Below are 23,543 nucleotides of genomic sequence, written 5' to 3' on the forward strand. Positions count from 1 at the left end.
TTAACCACCGCGGCGTAGCTTCGGGTCGTCGAGCGATTTAGGGTTCAGATGAAAGGCGCGAGGTCGAAGCTGGCTCTCCTAGTGCCGCTGCCGCTGCTTGCAGCGCTCGCAGTGTCGGCCGTCGCCGTCACGGACTCCCAGGCAGATTCGCGCACGTGCCGCCAGCTCGAAGCCGACCTCGCCGCAACGCGCGGTGGTGGCGGCGGACCGGGCCTCGTCCGCAAATATGACGACGCGATCGCTCGCCAGCGCGAGCAGCTTGCCAGGGCCCGCGGCCGGGCAAGCGATGCCGGCTGCGGCTTCACGCTGTTTTCGCGCAATGTGAGCCGGTGCGCGGCGATCAACGCCTCGATAGAGCGCATGAACGCCAATCTCGACGCGCTTCAGGCAAAGCGCGAGCGACTTGCCGCCGGTAGCACGCGGCGCGACCGCGGCCGCATCCTCGCTGCGCTCGATGCCAATAACTGTCGCGACGACGAGATCGCCCCCCGACGCGCGCCGCTTCAGGAGGCTTCCCGCGACAATGGCGGCGGCAAGCTTTTCGAGCAGCTTTTCGGCCGCCAGGGCGAGCAGCTCGAAACGCCCGATGCCCCCGACATGCCGGATGCGTCGGACGTGCCGCTTGATGATCCGAGCGTGCGCAACATCCGCCGCGTCATCAACCAGCCGGACGGCATGGACCTGCCAAGGTTGGGCGGCGAGTTCCATACCATGTGCGTGCGCACCTGCGACGGCTATTTTTATCCGATGTCCAACGCCGCCTCCGTCGGCGATTTCGAACGCGACCAGAAGAACTGCGAATCGAGCTGCCCGGGCACCGAGATGCAGGTCTTCTATTCACGTGGAATGGACGATGACTCAGGCTCGATGACCTCCTCGGTCACCGGCCAGCCTTATAGCGAGCTGCCGACCGCCTATCTTTACAAGCAGGCCAATTATTCGCGGCCGCCGAGTTGCGGATGCAACGCGCAGGCCGGAAACGGCAATTTCACGATCATCGGCGGCAATCCGCCGGCCAATCCCGAACAGTCGCAGTCGGAAGGCGGGGCAGCGCCCTTCATCCCGGCGCCGGCGAACAAGCCCGATCCCGGCGCCGATCCCGAAACACTCGCCAATGCAGAAGGCGGACTCGACCTGGACGCGATCAAGCGGCTGACCACGAAGGTGCCGGTGTCGCCGGTCTCGGCGCTACCGCCGGATCAGCGCAAGGTCAGGGTCGTCGGGCCAGCGTTCCTTCCCGACCCATCAGCGGCAATAGATCTGAAAGCTCCGGCCCCGAAATCCGCCCGGTGAGCGCCAGTCTCAGCGGCATGAACAGCGGCTTGCCCTTGCGCCCTGTGGCTTCCCTGATCTTGCCGGTCCAGTCCTTCCAGACCGTGCCGTTCCACGGCTCCTCCGGCAGCAGTTCGAACGCCTGATTGAGGAAGTCGCGGTCCTCGCCGGAAAACTCGGCCGGCTCCTGCGGGCCTTCGCTCAGGATGCGCCACCAGCCGACCGCGTCCGACAGGCGGTCAAGGTTGCCGCGCACCGCCAGCCAGAACGGCTCGGCCTTGTCGCCGGAAATGCCCAGCACCATCAGCCGGTCGCGCGCTTCCTCGAACGTCATATGATGCATCAGCGCGCGATTGAGCACGAGGAGCTCGTCCGGGTCGAACTTGGAGGCGGATTTGGACGTCGCCGCTGGGTCGAAATGGCCGGCAAGCTCATTGAGATCGTGCGCCGCCGTGACATTCTCCGAGGTGCCGACCAGCACCGCCAGCGATGCGACCGCCATCGGCTCGATGCCGTCCTCGCGCAGGCTCTCGATCGACAGCGCGCCGCTACGCTTCGACAGCCCCTCGCCCATGGTCGTGGTGAGCAGATTGTGGTGACCAAAGAGCGGCGGCTCGGCGCCGAGCGCCTTGAAGATGGCGATCTGCACGCCGGTGTTGGTGACATGATCGTCGCCGCGGATGACGTGGCTGACGCCCATCTCGATATCATCGACCACCGAAGGGAGCGTGTAGAGATAAGTGCCGTCCTCGCGCACTAAGACAGGGTCCGACAGCGAGGCGAGATCGACCGTCTCCTCGCCGCGCACCAGGTCGTTCCAGTGCACGTCCGTGCGCTCCGGCTGCAGCGGATCGCTGGTGAAATTGGGCAGCAGGAAGCGCCAATGCGGCTTGCGGCCGTCAGACTGGTACTCGGCAACCTGCTCCGGCGTCAGCGTCAGCGCCTCGCGGCCATAGACCGGCGGCAAGCCGCGCGTGCGGCGCACCTTGCGGCGCAGATCGAGCTCTTCCGGCGTCTCGTAGCAGGCATAGAGCACCCGCGCCGCCTTCAGCCGCTCAACCGCCGCGTCATAGATCTCGAAGCGGCGCGACTGATACTCGGTGACATCCGGGAAGATGCCCAGCCAATGCAGGTCGTAAAGGATGGAGTCGGCATATTCCTGCTTCGAGCGGGCAATGTCCGTGTCGTCGAAGCGCTGGATGAAACGGCCCTTGTTGTTCATGGCGAAAAGCCAGTTGAACAGGGCCGTGCGGGCATTGCCGATATGGATGCGGCCGGTCGGCGATGGGGCGAAACGGACGGTGACTGTCATGAGCGGGGCGTAGCGGATGCTTTTGGTGTTGACAAGGCGCGCCCCCGCGCAAACGCAACAGATAGTGCAAGCCAGCTGAAATGAAAAGCCGCTGGTCCAACACGCTTCGCGGCAGCCCGATAAACGCGTCAAGTGCCCGAGGACCTGGGCTCCGCATGTCCCCGTTATCCACATATGTGACACACAAGATGTTGGGGTCACAAAACCTACAAAAACGAATCCTTGACGGGTCGGAACGAGTCGCTTTTTATAGGCCATGCGCTCCTGTTGCGGGCGTGACCGGAGAGTTTCGAGGCCGGTCTTTTTTCCCGGATTTTGTGCGTTTTGCCCGAATTTCCGCCTGTTCACGAGGCCGGCGGAAGCGTTGGGTTCATTGGGGTTTGGGTGGGCGAAAGGGAGAATTGTCGGCCTGGCAAAAATGATCTGTTAACACTATATTTAGTGTTTGCAGGCAGGCTTGACGCTAGATAGTGTGAACTTCCCTCCACGGAGGGAATCGACAAAAGTTTCAGTTTAGGGACCCGCAAGGGTCGGCCTGCAGCCCGGGCAAATGCCTGGGAAAGCGTTCTGCTGCCTGCATGCCGGCGCCTGCGACAAGGAGAATGCCGGCGCTGCTCGCATGCCGGCAAACGGCGGACTGCGCTTTTCGCCATGTGGGGCAGAAATCCCCGGGGAAAGGCGCTATATATAGACACAAAGGGACCGGACCAATGCGCATCGAGCGTCGCTTCACCAAGCCAGAGCAATCAGCCTATGCGGAGATCGAATTCCGCAAGGCCCTGTCGGAGATCAAGAATCCCGACGGCTCGGTGGTGTTCCGCCTCGACAACATCGATGTACCGGCGCAGTTCAGCCAGGTCGCGGCCGATATCCTGGCCCAGAAGTATTTCCGCAAGGCCGGCGTGCCGGCGCGGCTGAAGAAAGTCGAGGAGAACGACGTTCCCTCCTTCCTGTGGCGCTCGATCGCCGACGAGGCCGAGCTCGCCAAATTGCCCGAGGCCGAGCGCTACGGTTCGGAAACCGACGCCCGCCAGGTCTTCGATCGCCTCTCCGGCACCTGGACCTATTGGGGCTGGAAGGGCGGCTACTTCAAGTCGGAAGAGGACGCGCGCGCCTTCCGCGACGAGCTTGCCTATATGCTCGCCACCCAGCGCGTCGCGCCGAACTCGCCGCAATGGTTCAACACCGGCCTGCACTGGGCCTATGGCATCGACGGTCCGAGCCAGGGTCACTTCTATGTCGACCCCTTCACCGGCAAGCTGACCAAGTCGAAGTCGGCCTATGAGCATCCGCAGCCGCATGCCTGCTTCATCCAGAGCGTGCAGGACGACCTCGTCAACGAGGGCGGCATCATGGATTTGTGGGTGCGCGAGGCGCGCCTGTTCAAATACGGTTCCGGCACCGGCTCGAACTTCTCGATGCTGCGCGGCGAAGGTGAGAAGCTTTCCGGCGGCGGCCGCTCCTCCGGCCTGATGAGCTTCCTTAAGATCGGCGACCGCGCCGCCGGCGCCATCAAGTCGGGCGGGACGACGCGCCGCGCCGCCAAGATGGTCATCGTCGACGCCGACCACCCCGACATCGAGCAGTTCATCGACTGGAAGGTCAATGAGGAGCAGAAGGTCGCCTCGCTGGTGACCGGCTCGAAGATCGTCAAGAAGCACCTCGAAGCCATCATGAAGGCCTGCGTCAATTGCGAAGGCAATGGGGACGACTGCTTCGACCCGGCGCTGAACACCGCGCTGAAGCGCGAGATCAAGGCGGCCAAGAAGGACGCCGTACCGGAGAACTACATCTACCGCGTCATCCAGTTCGCCAAACAAGGCTATACCTCGATGTCGTTCAACACCTACGACACCGACTGGGATTCGGATGCCTATCTCACCGTCTCCGGCCAGAACTCCAACAACTCGGTGTCGCTGAAGGACAATTTCCTGCGCGCCGTTGAGGCCGATGGCGACTGGCAACTCACCGCCCGCAAGGATGGCAAGGTGCTGAAGACGCTGAAGGCGCGCGATCTGTGGGAAAAGATCGGTTACGCCGCCTGGGCGTCGGCCGATCCGGGCCTGCACTTCAACACGACGATGAACGACTGGCACACCTGCGCTTCCGCCGGTGCGATCCGGGCCTCCAACCCGTGCTCGGAATACATGTTCCTCGATGATACGGCCTGCAACCTCGCCTCGATCAACCTCCTGCCCTACCGCAGGGAAGACGGCACGATCGACATCGCCGCTTACGAGCACACCGTTCGCCTGTGGACCGTCGTGCTCGAAATCTCGGTGATGATGGCGCAGTTCCCGTCCAAGGAGATCGCCAAGCTCTCCTACGACTACCGCACGCTTGGCCTTGGCTACGCCAATATCGGCGGCCTGCTGATGACCTCGGGCATTCCCTACGACTCCGACGAGGGCCGCGCGATCTGCGCCGCGCTCACCGCGATCATGACCGGCGTCGCCTACTCGACCTCGGCCGAGATGGCTTCCGAGCTTGGCGCCTTCCCGGACTATGACCGCAACGCCCAGAACATGTTGCGCGTCATGCGCAACCATCGCCGCGCCGCCTATGGCGACAAGGACGGCTACGAAAAACTCGCCGTCAACCCGGTGCCCCTCGTCGCTTCCGACCTGAAGCAGCCGGCTTTGGCCGAGCATGCCCGCGCTGCCTGGGACCGCGCCATCGAGCTAGGCGAGGAGCACGGCTACCGCAACGCGCAGGCGACCGTGATCGCGCCGACCGGCACGATCGGCCTCGTCATGGATTGCGACACCACCGGCATCGAGCCCGATTTCGCGCTGGTGAAGTTCAAGAAGCTCGCCGGCGGCGGCTACTTCAAGATCATCAACCGCGCCGTGCCGGAAGCGTTGCGCACGCTGGGTTATTCCGAAAGCCAGATCGCCGAGATCGAGGCCTATGCGGTCGGCCACGGCAATCTCAACCAGGCGCCCGGCATCAATCCGTCGACGCTCAAGGCCAAGGGCTTCACCGATGAGAAGATCGCGGCGCTGAACGCGGCGCTGAAGTCGGCCTTCGACATCAAGTTCGTGTTCAACCAGTGGACGCTCGGCGCCGACTGGGTGAAGGAGACGCTCGGCTTTACCGACGAGCAGCTCGGCGACTTCGCCTTCGAGATGCTGCCGGCGCTTGGCTTCTCCAAGAAGGACATCGACGCCGCCAACATCCATGTCTGCGGTGCCATGACCCTCGAAGGCGCGCCCTTCCTCAAGGCCGAGCACCTGCCGGTGTTCGACTGCGCCAGCCCCTGCGGCAAGATCGGCAAGCGCTCGCTCTCGATCCAGAGCCACATCCTGATGATGGCGGCGGCCCAACCCTTCATCTCGGGCGCCATCTCCAAGACCATCAACATGCCGAACGAGGCGACGGTTGAGGATGCCAAGAACGCCTACATGCTGTCCTGGAAGCTGGCGCTGAAGGCCAATGCGCTCTATCGCGACGGCTCGAAGCTGTCGCAGCCGCTCAATGCCTCGCTGCTCGCCGATGGCGAGGAGGATGAGGACGAGGCGGTCGAGCAATTGGTCGCCGCACCCGCCGCGCAGCGTGCCGTGCAGGTGACCGAAAAGATCGTCGAGCGCGTCATCGAGCGCCTCTACCGCGACCGCGAAAAACTGCCGAACCGCCGCAAGGGCTACACCCAGAAGGCGGTCGTGGGCGGCCACAAGGTGTACCTCCGCACCGGCGAGTTCGACGATGGTCGTCTGGGCGAGATCTTCATCGACATGCACAAGGAAGGCGCTGCCTTCCGTGCGATGATGAACAACTTCGCCATCGCCATCTCGCTCGGCCTGCAATATGGCGTGCCGCTCGACGAATATGTCGAGGCCTTCACCTTCACCAAGTTCGAGCCGGCCGGCATGGTGCAGGGTAACGACGCGATCAAGAACGCGACGTCGATCCTCGACTACGTGTTCCGCGAGCTCGCCGTCTCCTATCTCGGCCGCCACGACCTCGCCCATGTCGACCAGTCGGATTTCGACAAGACGGCGCTCGGCCGCGGCATCACCGAAGGCAAGGCGACGCCCTTCTCCAAGGGCCTCTATCGCGGCGCCTCGCCGGTGAAGCTGGTCTCGGGCATCGGCAGCGAACCCAAGGGCTTCGGCGGGGGTTCAAGTCCCTCTCCCGCTACCATCACCCCTGCCCGCGCAGCGCCGACCGCCTTCGCCGGCTCCAACGTGCTGGCGCTGAAGCCGGCCAGCGACGAGGCCCTCGCCTACAAGCGCGACTATGAGGAGCGCGCCAGGGAACTGGCCGAAGACATGGTGGAAGAGGAAGCCGAAGCCGCCGGCGGCGCCGAGGCTCTCTTCACCGACGCCGCAGCCAACGAGGCGGCCGAGGCGAAGAAGCTCGCCGCCACCCGCCGCCAGCAGTCGCTGCTGCAAGGCTACACCGGCAACGAATGCTCGGAGTGCCACAACTTCACCATGGTACGGAACGGCACCTGCGAGAAGTGCGACACGTGTGGCTCGACGAGCGGGTGCAGCTGAGAAACTGAGCCCCTAAAACGCAACCACGTAAATCGGCCCGGTCTTACGATCGGGCCGATTGCGTTAGACGATAGCCGCGCCTGAAATGCTCGACCATATCACCATCGAAGTCAGCGACCTCGCCAAGAGCAAGCTCTTCTACGAAAGGGCCTTTGCGCTTAGGCTACAGCCTCGCATTCGGCAAGGAAGGCATTTTCTGGGCCTTCGATGCCGGCAATGGCTGCCTGTTCGAGATTCAGAGCACCCGCGAGACGTTGCGGCGGTGCAGAATCTGATTGGCCGCATTCTTCGCCGAGCGTCTCGGCATGGATCCTCGGGTCAAGCCCGAGGATGACGAAGGTGAGGACGCCAAGGGCGCATTGCCGCCCATGCGTTGATGCACGTCAAAGCAACGCTCTCCACGGATCCGTACCATGGTCGCCATCAGCAACGACCTTTGGAGGCGAAGATGGATCAGGAGATCAGAGACAAGATCCAGACGCTGTTGGACCAGCATCGGATCATGACGGTCGCAACCTTGAGGCCGGACGGCTGGCCGCAGGCGACGACGGTTGGCTATGTCAATGACGGCCTCACCCTCTACTTCCTCTGCGGCTTGGACAGCCAGAAGGCGGCGAATATCGCGCGAGACAATCGCCTGTCGCTGACCATCGACCACGACGCGCCTCAGGTGATGGAGATCACCGGGCTTTCGATGGCCGCGCGAGCGCAACCGGTCACCGACACGGCCGAGGCCGAGAAGGTTCTGCGCATGTTGCCGATGAAATATCCGCCGCAAACCTCGATGCCCGGTCCGATGCCGACGCCGGACGAGGTCCGCATTTTCCGCGTGATGCCGACAGTGATTTCCGTGCTCGATTATTCGAAGGGTTTTGGCCACACGGATTTGGTCACCTGCTGAGCGCGGCACGGCGGCCGGGCGATCCAATTGTTCGATCGCATGATCCAGATCAAGGCAAAGCCCATCGTTCCTGATGTTTCCTCGGCTCTTCTTTTTGAGGAGATGGAAATGCCTACCGAGAGCCTGATCGTCGTCACCGCCGTCCTGGTCTATTTCACGGCATTCATGGCCGTGCTGGCCTATGTGACGATGGCGGAATCACGACATCTGCCACGGAGGTAGCCCAGGCGGTCGGAAGCGCCTCAGTCCGCGTCGGCCATCATCTGGCCGCCGCCGCCTAGCCAGGCGCGCCATTGCCGCTCATCGCCGTGGAACACGTTGAGGTCGATGCGGCCTGTCACACCATGCGACAGGCCGGAGCCCGAATACTGCCAGAACAGCCATTTGCGGCCCGGATAGACTTTTGACGGGTGCGCCGCCACGGCGCGCAGCCAGAATGGATAATCCAGGAAGGCGCCGCGCAGATTGTCGCGATAGAAGTCGGGGCTGGTGTAGATGATCGGACGCTGGCCGTAGTGGCGCTCCAGCTTGTCCATGAACACCTGCATCTTCTCCAGCACCTTTTCGCGCGAAGGCTTGCGCGTGCAGGAGGATTCGCCGTTCCACTCGACATCGATCACCGGCGGCAGCGCGCCGTCGACCTTCGGCACATTGCGGATGAACCAGTCGGCCTGCTCGCCGGCGGTGCGGCACCAGTAGAAGAAATGATAGGCGCCGCGCCTCAGCCCGGCGGCATCGGCGTTGCGCCAGTTCTTCATGAACATCGGATCGAGATGGTCGCCGCCATCGGTCGCCTTGATATAGGCGAAGTTGGCGCCTTGGGCGCGCAGCTTTTCCCAATTGATGTTGCCCTGCCAGCGCGAGACGTCCACGCCGTGCACAGCCAGGTGACGCGGCGAAGAACGGCCGAAATTGATCGGCTTGGCGTCGCGGAACGCATAGCGCGTGACCGGGCTTGCCAGCATGGCAGGCGCGGCGCGCGACAGCCGCTTCGGCGGCGAGACGAGCGCCGCCTCCTGCACCGGCGGCTCGACGCTGTCCGGGAGTCCCTGCGCGGGAAAATTCACCGTCTCCTCCTCGGCAAGGCCGAAGGGACGCGAATTTTCGTCGCCAAGGCGCGAGTTTTCGTCGCCAAGGCGTGAATTCTCGTCGATGGGGCTAGCGTTACCCTCGTCGAGCAACGGCGCCGGTGGCTTGATGCGCGACACCCCCGACATCGACGCTGTCTCGACAGTTTTCTCCCGCTGGACCGCCCTCATGCCCTTCGATACCGGGGCTGCTGGCCGCACGACCGAGCTGGTCGTCTCGTTGGACGGCAGTTGCAAGGCATCGACGCCCGACGTGGACGAGCAGCCGGCAAGGCAAAGCGCTGCGAGCACGAAACTGACGACGCCAAAAATCCGCATCTTTGACCTGTACGCAAAACAAAACAGACCGAAGGCAGGAACAGCGCCGCCGGAAGCCCCATTCCTAATGAGAAATTACCAACAAAGTTTGAATCAAAATTTACCTTTCGCGCGACGATCGTGACCGAATCGGGGTGTGTCCCCCATCACCTCGCCCTGCGCGAAGGCGCAGCCGAGACCGAGCTTAGAATCAGGACGATCGTCGCCGGATCCGCGGACGCATTGAAGCAGGGCCTAACCCTGGCCCGTTTCGCACCCCATATAAGGGGCTCGCGCAAAGTGAAGCGCTCACTTACCCAAGGACTGTGCTTAATGCCGAAGTCACGAACGATCAAAGTCGCGCCGTTCCTCATGATCCTGCTGATGGCGCTCGGGACCGTCTCCATCGGCACCGCCGAGGCGCGCATGGGCGGCAGCTTCGGCAGCCGTGGCAGCCGCACCTACCAGGCGCCCGCGCCGACCAGGACGGCTCCCTACACGGCTCCCGTCACGCGTTCGATGACGCCCCAAACTACCCAGTCCGTCCCATCGCCGCAGGCGTTTCCCGGCTCCGCGCGCCCCGGATTCTGGCGTGGTTTCGGCGGCGGTTTTGTCGGCGGCCTTGTGGGAGGGCTGTTTTTCCAGGGCCTGTTCGGCATGATGCTGGGCCATGGTTTCGGCGGCGTCGGCGGCGGGCTGAGCTTCATCTTCCAGTTGCTGCTGATCGGCGGCCTCGTGATGCTGGCGATGCGGTTCCTCAGTCGCGACAATGCCGCGCCGGCCAATATGCGAAGCGCCGGCATTCCGTTCGGACGGCAAGGCTGGGGAGGCACGCCGCCCAGCTATTCGCCCAGCACCGCGGGCTTCGGCTCCATCGATGCATCCGGCACGGACGAAATCGGCATCACGGACACCGATCGCGACGCATTCGAACGAATCCTTGGCGAGGTGCAGGCTGCCTTCACCCGCGAGGATCACCAGGGATTGCGCCGGCTGACGACCCCGGAAATGGTCTCCTACTTGTCGGAGGAGCTGGCGGACAATGCCACCCGCGGCCTCAAGAACGAGGTCACAAACCTTCGGTTGCTGAAGGGCGAAATAGCGGAGGCCTGGCGGGAGGGACCGCGCGACTATGCCACCGTGGCGATGCGCTGGTCGGCGATCGATATCATGCGCAACCGCCAGACCGGCGCCGTCGAGAAGGGCGATCCCAACAATCCGGTCGAAGCGAGCGAGCTGTGGACCTTTACCCGCCAAACGGGAGAACCATGGCTGCTCTCGGCGATCCAGGACGAGTCCAGTTAAAGCTAAAGCGCAGTGGAAAAAGCGCGTGGTCAGCGCCTGAACACGCCGATCATCGGCCCGAGATTCCAGAAATCGTCGTTTCGCCCGATCCCGGGCGCATAGAGGCTGGAGATCGAGCCGTCGAGGAAAAGCGCATTCGGGCAGCCGAGCTGGTCGCGGAAAAGCCGCGCGAACTCGTGGAAGGTGACGACATCGTCCGAGATCGCGAAGACGGCGACGCCGTCGGCCCGCACGCCGACGCCGTCGCGGATTTTGCGCGAGGTGCCATCGGCCTGGAATTTCGGATGCAGCTTGCCGTCGATGACCAGCATCGGCCCGGACTGCGTGGCGTAATCCACGCGTGGCGGATGTTTGAGGTAGTCCCTGGTCGCGCGAACCCCGGCCTTGCCGGCGCTGAGATAGAAGATTCCGTTGGGCTGCATGGAGAAATTGCCGGATCCCGACCCGGTCTTCGCCGGCGTGATCTGCTCGCCCCGTTCGACATAGAGCCCGACCGGCGCAAGGTTCGGGTGATACATGCCGGCATTGATGCCGAACAGCATGGTGCGTCCCGACGCTTGCTGAGCGGTGCGGAGATTGTGCAGCGAGCGATAAAAGTCGCCATTCCTGTTCTTCCAGAACAGCTCGATGGAAAAATGCTTCGGATCGGCCTCGCAGACCAGATAAGCGGCGTTCTCGAAAGTCTGGTTGCGGCAGGGCGGCAGTGCCGCCAGCCATTGGCCGAAGCCCATGCCGGCGCCGACCGCGGCGGGCACGGCCAATTTTACCAGGGTGGCTAGCAAAGGCACCGAGTTCAGCAATGTCGAAAAATCCATGAGCGTACCAATAGCTGAACGTGGCAATGAGACGAACCGTCATCTCATGCGGCGATTTCCGCCACCCGGGCAGGATTGTCAGGAGGCCGGAATACCCGGGTCCTGCAGCAGATAGAAGACGCTTTTCGGATTGAAGTCGGTGACGAGGAAATCGAAGGTCGCCTGATGGCGGATATCAACATGGCCATCGAGAAACCGAAGGCGATCGAAGGGCTCCAACTGACGGTCGTATCGCGCGAAACTGTCGGCCGAGATGAAGTCGGACGGCGTGTGCGACTGGTCGAAGGACAGCCCGTCGCCGAACACACTCGGCTGATCCAATATCGACTGCAGCTCGAACAGGAAATCCACCCAGGGGTGTCCGGTGCCGTTGAGGGCCTCGATCCGCAGATAGAGAATCCCCTCCGTGAAATTGGCTGTCGGCTGCCGGGCGCGGATCGTCAGAATGACGGGGTCCGCCGATTCCAATTCCTCGCTAATAACAGCCGGATCGGATCGTGTTCCCGCTCCCGAGACGGATCGGATCAGAAAACCGCCAAGTTCGTCCGAGAAGGAATATTGGCCGGCCTGCCATTGGCGGCCCAGGCCATTGGCGCTGGCCAACGGCATCATAAGCAGCAGACAGGAGAAAAACCCTGCGAAGCGGCGCACGCCTCGTGCGCTGGCCGCCGAAAGAGCCGGATCTGCTACGATAGCCATCCTAACGCCAGGCCGAGCAACAGCACCACGCCGAGCAGGCCGCGATAAATGACGAACGGCCAAGCGGAGAAGCGCTCGAGCACCCGCATCAGCCCCCATATCGCAAAGAAGGCCGAGATCGAGGCCACGACAAGGCCGACAGCCAGGACCGACCAGCCATGCCCATCGAGATGCACCTTGTGCAGTTCATAGAGTTCCTTGAGACCGGCGAGCGCGATGGCCGGCAAGCCGAGCAGGAACGACAGCCGCGCTGCTTCGGCCCGTGCGAAGCCCAGCCCCATTGCCGCCGTCAGCGTCGAGCCCGAACGGGAGACGCCGGGAACCAGCGCGCCGACCTGAGCAATGCCTACCAGCAGTGCGTCGAGAATCGATGCCTGGCGCAGCACCAGCTTATGGCTGGCGAATATCTCGGCGAGCCCCAGCAGGATCGCCATGGCGATGCAGGCCCAGCCGATGACGGCGAGCCCGCGCAGCGGCGAATTGCAAGCGTTGAGCACGCCGGAAAGCGCAAGGCCGGCAATGACGATCGGGACGGTGGCAAGCACGATGCTGATCGCGAGGCGCAAATAGCGGTCGCTGAAATCGCGGCGCGAGATCGCCGCAAGCGATCCGAACAGCACGTCCCTGACGTCGCTCCAGAAATAGCTGACCACCGCCGCAAGCGCCGCCAACTGCATGGCGGCGGAGAAAGCCGAGCCGGGATCCTGCCAGCCAAGGACGGCCGGAACGATGCGCATATGCGCCGTTGACGAGATCGGCAGCAATTCGGTGATGCCTTGCACGATACCCAGGAACGCCACCTTGGCATAACCCAGACCGACAAAGCCGGTATCCAACCCTTGAGTGCAGACGTCGGTCATCTCAACCCTTTTCCCTGCGCCCCAGGCCTTCTCCGAGGCAAAAGTGAATCGTCATTCGAAAAGCCCCTCGATGACAGGCTTAGCCTCACGATGGCGTGATTCCAACTCACGGATTTGTAAGATGCCGCTAATCCTGCTTGACAACGCCAGGCGTCATATTATCATTCACTAATCTTACGCTGTAAGGTATAGGAGGAGGATCTTCATGTCGACCGCCCTCTCGGAACTGGAGCCGGTCACGCCGCCGGCAACGCATCTCCCTGAAATCGCGATCGAGGAGGTGTCGCGCGAGACTAGCCGCGCCATCGAGCGCGCCGAAGTGGCTGCCTGGCTCGATCTCTACAAAGCGGCGCCCGCCGATTTCGCGGCGCGGCAAGGGCTCTCGATCGCAAGCGAAGGCGATCTGATCTGGACCACTTGCAGGACGATCCCCTTCATCCATTTCAACTGCGTGAAGAATATCGGTGTCGACGGTCCGGCGACGGAAGACCAGGTCGATGTGCTGCTCGCCCGCTACCGTGATGCCGGCGTCATGCGGCCGTGGTTCTATACCAATCCGCATGCCGAGCCGACGCGGCTGCGATGCTGGCTGGAAGCGCGCGGCCTGCAGCATCAAGGCGGCTGGGAGCGCATCTATCGCGACGCGACGCCGTTGCCGGACGAACCGCTTTTTCCGGGCGATCCGCTGATCCCGGTCGACGACCTGGTGATCGAGGAGGTCACGCCCAGGACGGCTTCGGAATGGGCTTCCTTCATCGATGCCAATTACAGGCTCCCCACGACGCCCTGGCTCACCGCGCTTGTCGGCCGCAAGGGCTGGCGTCATTACATGCTTAAACGCAGGGGCGCCGTCGTCGCCGTACGCTCGCTCTTCATCTCAGAAGGCGCGGCGTGGAGCGGTATCGACGCCCCGGTGCCGGGCATCATGGCGCCGAGCTTCGATCTTGATGCCATGCTTGGCGAAAGGCTGGTTCGCGACGGCATCGCCGCCGGCGCAAAACTCTTCGTCGCCGACATCGAGGCGCCGCGCCCCGACCGCGATGGGCCGGCCTATCGCAATTACGACCGGCTTGGCTTCAAGCTCGCCTATTTGCGCAATCATTACAGCTACCTGCCCGCGCATTCGAGCTGACCCGCGGCTGTTGTCCTTGCGCAATTCCCGGCGTGAAGCCGACCTATCTTGGGACTGCCTCAGCGGTAGAGCCACTGCTTCAGACAGCTTCTTGCCACCACATGGGCCGGCGGCACCGAAGCCTGTTCGATGCGGTGATCATCGCCAGCCCTGTCGCGAGCCTTCTCCAGAAGCAGGCGAATCTCGACCGCACGCACCCGGTCGCGTTCCATCACGAGTTGGATCATCGGGTCGTTCAAAAGCTCGTCCAGGGTGTTGATGCTCTCGCTCATCCGTCGCCTCCTCGATGCCTGCCCGCATGGCGCTTAGATAGGCAGCCAAAGATGGCCCGCCAATGACGCTTTGCCGGCTATGTCGTGCAGCGGAGATGAAATTTTTGTGCAGAGATGCGTCGCAATGACTCAGGCTGGCGGCGCGCCTTCATATTGCGGCAGGCCGTCCTCGAGCATCAGCCAGGATTGCTTCGAGGCAGTCCAGAAATGCATATCCGGCTTGAACAGGGACGGGTCATCGAGCGAGCCGGAGGTGACGCCGAGAATACCCCTGGAGTCGCGGCGCGAGAACATGGTCGTGCCGCAGACCGGGCAGAAGCCGCGCTGGAGGTCCGGCGTGGAATTGATCGTCGCCACCGGCCCCTCGATAGCCACATCGTCGATGCGGAACAGAAGTCGCGCGTTGAAGGCCGCGCCGATCGCCCTCTGGCAGATCCGGCAATGGCAGACACGCTCGTTGATCGGCTCCGCCTCGGCGCTGTAACGCACCGCGCCGCATAGGCACCCGCCCTCATATTTCGCCATCACCTATACCCATCTCGAGAAAATCTCGGCAAGGTAGTGGCCGACCCGACCGGGTCAAACAAAAAACATTGATGGGATGCAATCGCCAGCGCTGATGCGGTGGCCCAATGACGCGCCGTCGCCTGCGATTGACAATCGCCGGCCGCCGCGCCCTGCTTGCGGCGTCCGACGGGAGGAAGATTGATGGCCGACATCGAGACGATCGCGATCGCACCCTTGTTCGGTCCCCCCTCGCCCGCCCGCGACCAGACCGACTCCAGGATCATGGCCGCGGCCTCCGGCATCGGCTTCATGGCGATCCGCAACTTTCCGGGCGACGACTGGCTGACGCGGCAGAACCGGGCGCGGCTGCTCGCGATCTTTTCGCTGCCCGAGGCTGAAAAGCAGAAGCTGCTGCGCTGGAATTTCGACCGCACCAAGGAAAATGTCTACCGCGGCTGGTTTCCGCTGCAGCCGGGCGCCGTCTCCTATAAGGAAGGCATCGATATGGGGCCGGACATCGCCGACGCGCGGACGCAACCCTCCAGCTTGGATGCCCGCGATCCCCTCTGCGAGGCCACGCCGCTCCCGCCGGAAAGCGCCCTGCCCGGCTGGCGCGAGGCTGCCGCCGGCTACTACAAGGCGATGGAGAAGGTCGGCAACGCGCTGCTGCGCTCTGTCGCGCGCGGCCTTGGCCTGACCGAGACCGTTTTCGATAAGGATTTCGAAGGCGGCATCTCCACATTGCGCCTGATCCGCTATCCGCTACGTGACCCGAACAGCGGCGTCGATCTGAGCGGGCCGGACTTTTCCGTGATGCACAAGGGCGAGATGCGGACCATCATCGGCCGCGAGCATGCCGATTCCGGTTTCGTTACCTTGCTTGCGCAGGACGGTGTCGAGGGCCTGCAGGCAAGAAACCTTGCCGACGAATGGATCGATGTGCCGCCCGCCGACAACACACTCGCCGTCAATTTCGGACAGTTGCTGGAGCGCTGGACCGCCGGCCGGGTGCGCGCGACCCGGCATCGGGTGATCGCGCCCAAACAGGCGCGCTTCTCGATCCCGTTCTTCTATGAGCCACGCGTAGACGCCGAGATCGCGCCGCTGCCGCTTGAGGGCGCAGAGCCCTTCGAGCCGTTCCTTTATGGCGACTATCTCTGGGACACGGCGACGAAATTCGTTGAAATGAGCGGCGTCAGGCATCTGCGCCAGCCGCGGAGGGCCAAGGTCTCTTGAATCAGTGGCGTTTGGCCTGGACGAGATAGGCGTCGATCATGGTCTCGCCCAGCCATTTCGCGGCTTCGAGCCTATGCAGCCCCTCGACCAGGATGTGCCGCTTGCCGTCATGCCGCACCTGGATCGGCGTCTTCATGCCGTTCTCGAGGATATCCTCGGCAAGGTGGCGCACGGTTTCCGGATGCAGCGTCTTGCGCCGCGCCGTCGGCACATAGATGTCGTCGACCTTGACCTTTTGCACACGCAGCATGTCGGCTCCCGGGTTTAAACGTCGCCTGAAGCTGAATAGTCCGTTTGATGGATATCGCCAAGCGCAGGTGCCTGCTGGCCCGATGCTTTCCATTTGACGCCTGGCCGGCCGATGGTCTCAATGACGGCTTCGTGATCTCAGGTGCACCTTGACGCAATTGCCCACCGAATTCCCCGATTTCGGATTGACGCCCGAGCAGCGCCGAGAGGCGGTGCGCGGCCATTATTACGAATGGCCGGGCATGGACGGCGAGCGCGGCGAGATCTGGTGCTACAGTGATCGGTTGTCCTATCGTCCGGGCGAGCCAGTCACGCTTTTCGTCAGTTCGACGGCGCCGCACTTCAGCCTTGTCGTCATCCGCGACGGCGCCGACGAAACCAAGGTCTTCGAGGGATCGGGCCTGTCGTCGCGCTGGCAGGATACGCCCGACCAATGCTCGGTCGACGGCTGCGGCTGGGAGGCTTCTTTCGAATTCCGTGTCGGCGAGGACTGGCCGTCGGGCGCCTATCGCGTCACGCTCTCGGCCGAAGGCTGCGGCGGCAATCCGATCCGCAGCCACCATCTCTTCATCGTCGCGGCCGGGCCTGGCCGCAAGCCGGGCCGTCTGTTGCAGGTGGCCGCGACCGGCACCTGGCTTGCGTACAACACCTGGGGCGGCTCGAACCACTATCAGGGCATCACCGGCCCGAATCGCGATCAGTACGCCACAACGGTCTCGACGCAGCGCCCCTGGTGCCGCGGCTTCGTCGTGCTGCCCAAGGATGCGCCGCGCGTGCCGCTCGAAGTCGCGGTGCCGCCGAAGACCGTGCCACGCTATCCGCACATGGAATGGGCCTTCGCCACCGGCCATTCGAAGAAATACGCCTCCTCCGGCTGGGCAAGCTATGACAGCCACTTCTTCCGCTTCGCCGAACGCGCCGGCTATCAGGTCGATCTCGCCAGCCAGCACGAGCTCCATTTCTCGCCCGAAATCCTCAACGGCTATGACTGCGTCGTCTTCGTAGGGCACGATGAATACTGGACCTGGGAGATGCGCGACGCGGTCGACAACTATGTCGATCGCGGCGGACATGCGGCGCGCTTCGCCGGCAATTTCATGTGGCAGACGAGGCTGGAGGATCAAGGCCGCCGCCAGGTCTGCTACAAATACAAGGCGCGCGCGGAAGACCCGGCCTATCGCGGCGGCGATGTGACCCGCGCCACCAATTCCTGGGAAGCGCCCGAGATCGGCCGTCCGGGCAGCGCCACCTTCGGCCTCAATGCAACGCGAGGCGTCTATGCCGGCTGGGGCGGTTGCGCGCCGCGCGGTGTGCGCGGCTTCCCCGTCTATCGTCCGGAGCACTGGGCCTTCGCCGGCACAGGCATTTATTATGGCGACCTGCTCGGAGTCGACAGCCATGTCTATGGCTATGAGGTTGACGGCCTCGACTTCGAGATCCGCGGCGGCCTGCCCCACCCGAGCGCGGAGAGCGGCGCGCCGGAAGGCTTGCAGGTTCTGGCGGTCGGCATGGCAAGCCAGGTCGAGGAAAGCGCCGACATCCCGATCGAGGACCAATTCCTCACTGACGAGGACGGCCGCTTCACGGCCGAGACTTTGTTCGGCGAAGCGAGCGACGCCAACCTCGACAAGGTCAAGCGCGGAAACGGCATGATCGTCAATTTCCCGCGCGGCAAGGGCGAGGTGTTCCATGCCGGAAGCTGCGAATGGGTCGCCGGCCTGCTAAGGCAGGACGCGATGGTCGAACGCGTGACCAAGAATGTTCTCGACCGCTACCTTGGGAAGTCCTGACATGTCGAAACCGCAAGTCCAGCCCGCCCCCGAAGCCGAAGCGCGGCCGCCATCGCATCTGTTCTATCTATCCAGCCTGCGCCGGCCGCTCGTCGATCGTGCCGACGGCATCTATTTCTGGACCACGGACGGCCGCCGCTTCATCGATGGCTCGAGCGGGCCGATGGTCGCAAATATCGGCCATTCCAACCGCAACGTGCTCGATGCCATGAAGCGGCAGATGGACAAGACCACCTTCGCCTACCGGCTGCATTTCGAGAACGAGCCGGCGGAAGAACTCGCGCGGGCGCTGGCCGGAAAACTGCCTGAAGGCATGGACCGCATCTTCTTCGTCTCCGGCGGCTCCGAAGCGACCGAATCCTGCATCAAGCTCGCCCGGCAGTGGGCCGTCGCCACCGGCCAACCCAAGCGCTGGAAGGTGATTGCCCGCTTCCCCTCCTATCATGGCGGGACGCTTGGCTCGCTTGCCGTCACCGGCGACGATGCGCTGGCCGAAACCTTCACGCCAATGATGCGGGTGATGCCGACAGTGCCGGCGCCGACAGCCTGGCGCGACCGCGACAATCTCTCGATGGAGCAGCGCGGTATCCGCTATGCCGACATGCTGGAGGAGAAAATCCAGGGTGAAGGCCCAGAAAGTGTTCTGGCCTTCATCATGGAGCCGATCGGCGGTGCGGCGACGGCCGCCCTTGTCGCTCCCGACAGCTACTATCCGCGCATCCGCGAGATCTGCGACCGCTACGGCATCCTCCTGATCCATGACGAGGTGATGAGCGGCGCCGGCAGGACGGGCAAGTTCCTAGGCGGCGATCACTGGAACTGCAGGCCTGATATCGTCGCCCTCTCGAAGGGGCTGGGCTCCGGCTATGCGCCGCTCGGCGCCCTTGCCGCGCCGATGCGCCTCGTCGAGCCTCTGCTGGCCTCCGGCGGTTTCCAGCACGGCCACACCTATTCAGGCAACCCACTGGCCTGCGCCGCAGGCCTCGCGGTGCTCGGTGAGATGGATCGGCTCGGCTTGATCGCCAATGCCGCCGCCATGGGCGACGTTCTGATGGCGGAGTTGAAGGGCTTGCAAAAGCGCTTCCCCTTCATCGCCGATGTGCGCGGCAAGGGCCTGCTCACCGGTGCGGAAATGGTCGCCGACCCGGAGACCCTGAAGCCGATCGACCCGGCCAGCAAGGCGACGCAGCGCCTGCTCGATCACGCTTACGCGCGCGGCCTGATCATCTATGGCCGCAAGGTCAAGGGTGGCGTCGACGGCGACAATTTCATGGTGGCGCCGCCGATGATCATCACCCGCGAGCAAATCGGCGAGATGATCTCCATCATTGGCGACTCGCTGGAGGCGCTGGCGCGGGAGCTCGATCTGCCGGTGGAAGGCTGAGAAAGGTATTTTGATGCCGGCACCGGTCACCCTCCGCCCCGGCCGCATCGACGACGTCGAGACCATCCATGCCGCGCTGCTGCGTCTCGGCACCCACATCGGCGCGCATCAGGAAATCACCTCCACGCCCGACGATCTCCGCCGCTATGGTTTCGGCGCCAGCCCCGCCTTCTCGACCTTGATTGCCGAGGTCGGCGGCGAGTTCGCCGGACTCTGCCTGCATTTCCCGATCTTCTCGACCTGGAGGGGCCGGCCAGGCGTCTACGTGCAGGACCTTTATGTCGAGGACCGTTTTCGCGGCCGCCGCGTCGGCGAAAAGCTGCTGCGGCGCGTCGCGAAAGAATGCCGCGCGGCTGGCGGCGTGTATCTGAGGCTGTCCGTCGACACCGACAATGAAACGGCCAAGGCCTTCTATGAGAAATTGGGCATCGGCTGGTCGAGCTACGAGCAGGTGCAGAAGATCGTCGGCGATGCCTTCTTCGCCTTTGCCGACACGCCGGAGGAATGACGATGAAAGCCTTCTACGCCGAGGAGCAGCAACGTCATGATCCCAAGGCTTTCCTCTCCAGCGGCGCACCGCAGCCCAACCCGGAAAAGCCGGAGCGGGTGGAGAGACTGTTATCCGGCGCAAGATCGGCCGGTTTGACGGTCGAACGTCCAGGAAATCACGGGCTTGGCCCGATCGCGGCGGTGCACACGCCTGAATATCTCGACTTCCTCGAGCATATTTTCACGCGATGGCAGCGCATCGAAGGCGCTTCGGCTGAAGTCATTCCGAACATCCATCCGATCGCACGCAACGGCTCCTATCCGGCCTCGGCGGTCGGCCAGGCCGGCTACCACATGGCCGATACTGCCTGCCCGATCTCGGCCGAGACCTGGAACAGCGCGTTGTGGAGCGCCTGGAGCGCGGTGGAAGCCGCTGAAGCGGTGATGGCCGGCGCGCCTTCGGCCTACGCACTCTGCCGCCCGCCGGGCCATCACGCCTTCGCCGATGTCGCCGGCGGCTTCTGCTTCATCAACAATTCGGCCGTCGCGGCACAGGTGCTGCGCAAGAATTCCGCCCGCGTCGCCATCCTCGATGTCGACCTGCATCACGGCAACGGCACGCAAGGCATCTTCTATGCCCGCCCCGACGTGCTGACCGTCTCGTTGCACGCCGATCCGGTGCGCTTCTACCCGTTCTTCTGGGGACATGCCGACGAGCGCGGCGAAGGCCCCGGCCTCGGCTACAATCTCAACCTGCCGCTGCCGCGCAAATCCGGGGACGCGGCCTTTCTCGAAGCGCTTGCCGCAGTCTCTCAGCGCATCCGCGCCTTCGCGCCGGAGGCGCTTGTGGTGGCGCTCGGCCTCGACGCCTTCGAAGGCGATCCGTTCGGCGGCCTGTCGGTGACGACGCCTGGCTTCTCGCGCATCGGCGAAGCGATCGCCGGTCTCAGACTGCCGACGGTCATCGTCCAGGAAGGCGGCTATCTCTGCGATGCGCTCGGCGACAATCTCACCGCCTTCCTGACCGGCTTCGGTGGCAAAAAAGACTAGCGCTGCTGCCGCAGCATCGCGATCACACGGTGCACGCTTTCCAGCGTCTCCTCGATCTCGGCTGCCGTGTTGTAATGGGCAATGCCGATGCGCACGACGCCCTGCTCGGCCGGGATGCCGAGCTGGTGGACGATCTCCCACGCATAATTGTGGCCTGACCACAGGAAGATGTTTTCGGCGTTCATCAGCCGCACGATCGTTTCCGGCGCGATGCCCTCGACCGTGAAGGAAACGGTCGGCACCCGCTCGGCAAGACGTTCCGGATCGGTGATGCCGCGGATGACCAGCCCCTCGATATCGGACAGGCCTTCGATCAATTGCCGGGCCCGCGCATTCTCATAATCGATCGAGACCTCAAAAGCCTTGGTGATCCGCTGCCGCCGCGATCCGGTCTCGCCGGCGGCCGCGCCGAGATCGGCGAAATAGTCGATTGCCGCCTCCAGCCCGGCCATCAGCTCGATCTGCGGCGTGCCAAGCTCGAATCGCTCCGGCAGCCCATTTGACGAGCAGCGGCATTTGTAAGGCTTGAGACCGTCGATCACGTCGCGGCGCCCCCACAATACTCCCATATGCGGCCCGAAGAACTTATAGGCCGAGCAGATCAGGAAATCGCAGCCGAGCGCCTGAACGTCGATCAGCCCATGCGGCGCGAATTGCACGGCATCGACATAGACCAGCGCGCCGGCCTGCCTGGCGATCGCGGTCAGCGCCTTCACGCGGTTGATCGAGCCGGTGAGATTGGAGGCATAATTCAGCGCGACGAGCCGCGTCTTGTCGGAGAGTAGGGCCTTCAGCGCCGCCTCCTCCACCTGCCAGCTCCGCTCGTCAAACGGCAGGAAGCGCACGACCAGGCCGAGATCCTCGGCAAGCTGCAGCCAGGGCGAGACATTGCCTTCGTGATCCATACGCGTGACGATGATCTCGTCGCCCGGCTTCATCGTGCGACCGAGCGTGCGCGACATGTGATAGGTCAGCGTCGTCATGTTCGCGCCGATGATGATCTCTTCGACGCTCGATGCGTTGAGGAAATCAACCATCGCGGCATGCGCCGCGTTGACCACATACTGCGCAGCGACCGTCGTTTCGAAGAAGCCGCCGAGATTGGCGTTGGTCGAGAGCAGGCAGCGCGACACCGCATCCGCCACGGCCCGCGGCACCTGCGTGCCGGCGGGATTGTCGAGATAGATGCGCCGGCGCCCTTCATCGGTCAGCGAAAGCGCCGGAAATCGGCCGCGCACGGCCTCGATCGGAAACTCTGCCATCTCTCCACCCCTTTTGTTTTTCAATCGATTCCGCTCAAGGACACGGATTGCCGACGCGCTGGTGAATGGCGTCGACCGCCTTCTGCATCTCTTCCGTCCAGGCGACGTCGGCCGAGGACAGCGCCATGTCGAGCTGCGCTATCGTGGTCGCGCCGACGATGTTCGCGGTAACAAAGGGGCGGCTTGTCACATAGGCATTGGCAAAAAGCGCCGGCTCCATGCCGAAGGAGCGTGCCAGCTCATTGTATTGAAGCAGCACTTCCGCTGCATTCGGCGTCTCATAGCGCTGGCCGCGGTTGAAGAGCTGGGAGCGCGAACCCTGCGGCCGCGCACCGTGGTCATACTTGCCGGTGAGATAGCCCTGGGCCAGCGGCGAATAGGGAAGGAACGCGATCTGCTCGCGTTCGCAGACCTCGGCAAGGTTCACCTCAAAGGTGCGGTTGACGAGATTGTAGGCGTTCTGCAGCGAGGCGACGCGCGGACCAGTGCCCTTTTCGGCTTCGAAGACGAAGCGCATGACGCCCCAGGAGCTTTCGTTCGAGAGGCCGAGATGGCGGATCTTGCCGGCCTTCACCAGTTCCTCGAAGACGGCGAGCGTTTCGGCAACCGGGGTCTCTTCTCCCGGAGTGCCTGCCGCATCCGGGCGACGCGCCACCGCTCCGACGCGCGTCGGATTCGAGCCCCACGGAATGTCGCGGTCCGGCCAGTGGATCTGGTAGAGGTCGATATAATCGGTGCCGAGCTTGGCCAGCGACTTCTCGACAGCGTCGAAAATGTCGGCGCGCACCAGCTTCGAGGGACGATCGCCGCGGAACCACGCGTTGGCCGTACGGCCGACCACTTTCGAGGCAAGGATGACCTTGTCGCGGTTGCGATTGGTCTTCATCCAGGTGCCGATGATCTTCTCGGTCCGCCCTTGCGTCTCGGCCTTGGGCGGGATCGGATAAAGCTCGGCCGTGTCGATGAAATTCACCCCGCGCGAGAAAGCCAGATCCATCTGCGCGTGGCCCTCCGCTTCGGTGTTCTGCTGCCCCCAGGTCATCGAGCCGAGGCAGATTTGCGAAACAAGGAGGTCGGTCCGACCGAGGCGGCGTTTATGCATGGGGTTTCTCCGGCGGGAGTTT

At 63.6% G+C, this 23,543-nt stretch carries 20 protein-coding genes and 1 pseudogene; 11 read left to right on the forward strand and 10 right to left on the reverse strand.

Features of this window, described 5'->3' with window-relative positions; all coding sequences use genetic code 11:
* Positions 1 to 48: 48 nt before the first annotated feature.
* Positions 49 to 1,293, forward strand: coding sequence for a DUF2865 domain-containing protein (locus P9272_RS14310; RefSeq protein ID WP_278161031.1), 1,245 nt, complete (start codon positions 49 to 51; stop codon positions 1,291 to 1,293).
* Here P9272_RS14310 and gltX read toward each other — a convergent pair.
* Entirely contained in the window at positions 1,211 to 2,584 is a 1,374-nt protein-coding gene (gltX, locus tag P9272_RS14315) for a glutamate--tRNA ligase (protein ID WP_278161032.1), read from the reverse strand. The two genes, P9272_RS14310 and gltX, sit on opposite strands and share 83 nt — an antisense overlap.
* Positions 2,585 to 3,294: 710 nt before the next feature.
* Here gltX and P9272_RS14320 point away from each other — a divergent pair.
* The 3 genes and pseudogenes from P9272_RS14320 (at position 3,295) to P9272_RS14330 (ending at position 7,984) form a co-directional block, all read left to right on the forward strand.
* The gene (locus tag P9272_RS14320) at positions 3,295 to 7,083 is read left to right on the forward strand and encodes a vitamin B12-dependent ribonucleotide reductase (protein ID WP_278161033.1); all 3,789 of its coding nucleotides are present in this window, start codon (positions 3,295 to 3,297) and stop codon (positions 7,081 to 7,083) included.
* A gap of 85 nt (positions 7,084 to 7,168) precedes the next feature.
* A pseudogene (locus P9272_RS14325) lies at positions 7,169 to 7,334 on the forward strand (VOC family protein); the annotation flags it as partial.
* Positions 7,335 to 7,531: 197 nt separating this feature from the next.
* Entirely contained in the window at positions 7,532 to 7,984 is a 453-nt protein-coding gene (locus P9272_RS14330) for a pyridoxamine 5'-phosphate oxidase family protein (protein ID WP_278161034.1), read from the forward strand.
* 242 nt (positions 7,985 to 8,226) lie between these two features.
* Here P9272_RS14330 and P9272_RS14335 read toward each other — a convergent pair whose 3' ends face one another.
* Positions 8,227 to 9,390 carry a GH25 family lysozyme gene (locus P9272_RS14335; protein WP_278161035.1) on the reverse strand — a complete coding sequence of 388 codons (1,164 nt, stop codon included), beginning with the start codon at positions 9,388 to 9,390 and terminating at the stop codon, positions 8,227 to 8,229.
* A gap of 312 nt (positions 9,391 to 9,702) precedes the next feature.
* Here P9272_RS14335 and P9272_RS14340 point away from each other — a divergent pair, with 312 nt between their 5' ends.
* Positions 9,703 to 10,674 carry a Tim44 domain-containing protein gene (locus tag P9272_RS14340; protein ID WP_278161036.1) on the forward strand — a complete coding sequence of 324 codons (972 nt, stop codon included), beginning with the start codon at positions 9,703 to 9,705 and terminating at the stop codon, positions 10,672 to 10,674.
* A 29-nt stretch (positions 10,675 to 10,703) separates the two neighbouring features.
* Here P9272_RS14340 and P9272_RS14345 read toward each other — a convergent pair whose 3' ends face one another.
* The 3 genes from P9272_RS14345 to P9272_RS14355 all read right to left on the reverse strand — a co-directional run bounded on the left by P9272_RS14345 (position 10,704) and on the right by P9272_RS14355 (position 13,048).
* On the reverse strand, positions 10,704 to 11,489 hold the full coding sequence (locus P9272_RS14345) for a phosphodiester glycosidase family protein (protein WP_278161037.1): 786 nt from the start codon (positions 11,487 to 11,489) through the stop codon (positions 10,704 to 10,706).
* A gap of 78 nt (positions 11,490 to 11,567) precedes the next feature.
* Positions 11,568 to 12,188, reverse strand: coding sequence for a hypothetical protein (locus P9272_RS14350; RefSeq protein ID WP_278161038.1), 621 nt, complete (start codon positions 12,186 to 12,188; stop codon positions 11,568 to 11,570).
* A complete protein-coding gene (locus P9272_RS14355) occupies positions 12,176 to 13,048 on the reverse strand; it encodes an undecaprenyl-diphosphate phosphatase (RefSeq protein ID WP_278161039.1) in 873 nt (290 codons plus the stop codon). Before P9272_RS14355 ends, P9272_RS14350 begins: the two co-directional genes overlap by 13 nt.
* 205 nt (positions 13,049 to 13,253) lie before the next feature.
* On the opposite strand from P9272_RS14355, the gene P9272_RS14360 reads away from it, so the two are divergent.
* Entirely contained in the window at positions 13,254 to 14,180 is a 927-nt protein-coding gene (locus tag P9272_RS14360) for a hypothetical protein (protein WP_278161040.1), read from the forward strand.
* 59 nt (positions 14,181 to 14,239) lie between these two features.
* Here the strand turns inward: P9272_RS14360 and P9272_RS14365 are convergent, their stop codons facing one another.
* Together P9272_RS14365 and P9272_RS14370 are read right to left on the reverse strand one after the other, a co-directional pair.
* Positions 14,240 to 14,452 carry a hypothetical protein gene (locus P9272_RS14365; RefSeq protein WP_278161041.1) on the reverse strand — a complete coding sequence of 71 codons (213 nt, stop codon included), beginning with the start codon at positions 14,450 to 14,452 and terminating at the stop codon, positions 14,240 to 14,242.
* A 129-nt stretch (positions 14,453 to 14,581) separates the two neighbouring features.
* The gene (locus P9272_RS14370) at positions 14,582 to 14,977 is read right to left on the reverse strand and encodes a GFA family protein (protein ID WP_278161042.1); all 396 of its coding nucleotides are present in this window, start codon (positions 14,975 to 14,977) and stop codon (positions 14,582 to 14,584) included.
* 183 nt (positions 14,978 to 15,160) lie between these two features.
* Between P9272_RS14370 and P9272_RS14375 the strand changes: the two genes are divergently transcribed.
* Positions 15,161 to 16,195, forward strand: a complete 1,035-nt coding sequence (locus P9272_RS14375) for a 2OG-Fe(II) oxygenase family protein (protein WP_278161043.1) — start codon at positions 15,161 to 15,163, stop codon at positions 16,193 to 16,195.
* 1 nt (position 16,196) lies between these two features.
* Here the strand turns inward: P9272_RS14375 and P9272_RS14380 are convergent, their stop codons facing one another.
* Positions 16,197 to 16,445: a ParB N-terminal domain-containing protein gene (locus tag P9272_RS14380; RefSeq protein ID WP_042644583.1), complete on the reverse strand. Its 249-nt coding sequence runs from the start codon at positions 16,443 to 16,445 to the stop codon at positions 16,197 to 16,199.
* Positions 16,446 to 16,593: 148 nt separating this feature from the next.
* Here P9272_RS14380 and P9272_RS14385 point away from each other — a divergent pair, with 148 nt between their 5' ends.
* Genes P9272_RS14385 through P9272_RS14400 form a run of 4 tightly spaced genes read left to right on the forward strand, consistent with a single transcriptional unit; the run spans position 16,594 to position 21,157 of the window.
* Positions 16,594 to 18,234, forward strand: a complete 1,641-nt coding sequence (locus P9272_RS14385) for a N,N-dimethylformamidase beta subunit family domain-containing protein (protein ID WP_278161044.1) — start codon at positions 16,594 to 16,596, stop codon at positions 18,232 to 18,234.
* A gap of 1 nt (position 18,235) precedes the next feature.
* Positions 18,236 to 19,618, forward strand: coding sequence for an aspartate aminotransferase family protein (locus tag P9272_RS14390; protein WP_278161045.1), 1,383 nt, complete (start codon positions 18,236 to 18,238; stop codon positions 19,616 to 19,618).
* Between the two features lie 13 nt (positions 19,619 to 19,631).
* Positions 19,632 to 20,126 (forward strand): GNAT family N-acetyltransferase, encoded by a 495-nt coding sequence (locus tag P9272_RS14395; RefSeq protein WP_278161046.1) that lies wholly within the window; start codon positions 19,632 to 19,634, stop codon positions 20,124 to 20,126.
* Between the two features lie 2 nt (positions 20,127 to 20,128).
* A complete protein-coding gene (locus P9272_RS14400; protein ID WP_278161047.1) occupies positions 20,129 to 21,157 on the forward strand; it encodes a histone deacetylase family protein in 1,029 nt (342 codons plus the stop codon).
* Here the strand turns inward: P9272_RS14400 and P9272_RS14405 are convergent.
* On the reverse strand, positions 21,154 to 22,419 hold the full coding sequence (locus tag P9272_RS14405) for a cysteine desulfurase-like protein (RefSeq protein ID WP_278161048.1): 1,266 nt from the start codon (positions 22,417 to 22,419) through the stop codon (positions 21,154 to 21,156). The genes P9272_RS14400 and P9272_RS14405 overlap by 4 nt on opposite strands.
* A 34-nt stretch (positions 22,420 to 22,453) precedes the next feature.
* The gene (locus P9272_RS14410; RefSeq protein ID WP_278161049.1) at positions 22,454 to 23,521 is read right to left on the reverse strand and encodes an aldo/keto reductase; all 1,068 of its coding nucleotides are present in this window, start codon (positions 23,519 to 23,521) and stop codon (positions 22,454 to 22,456) included.
* Between the last annotated feature and the right edge of the window lie 22 nt (positions 23,522 to 23,543).

It is taken from the genome of Mesorhizobium sp. WSM4976 (genome assembly GCF_029625685.1).
Taxonomy (GTDB): Bacteria; Pseudomonadota; Alphaproteobacteria; order Rhizobiales; family Rhizobiaceae; genus Mesorhizobium.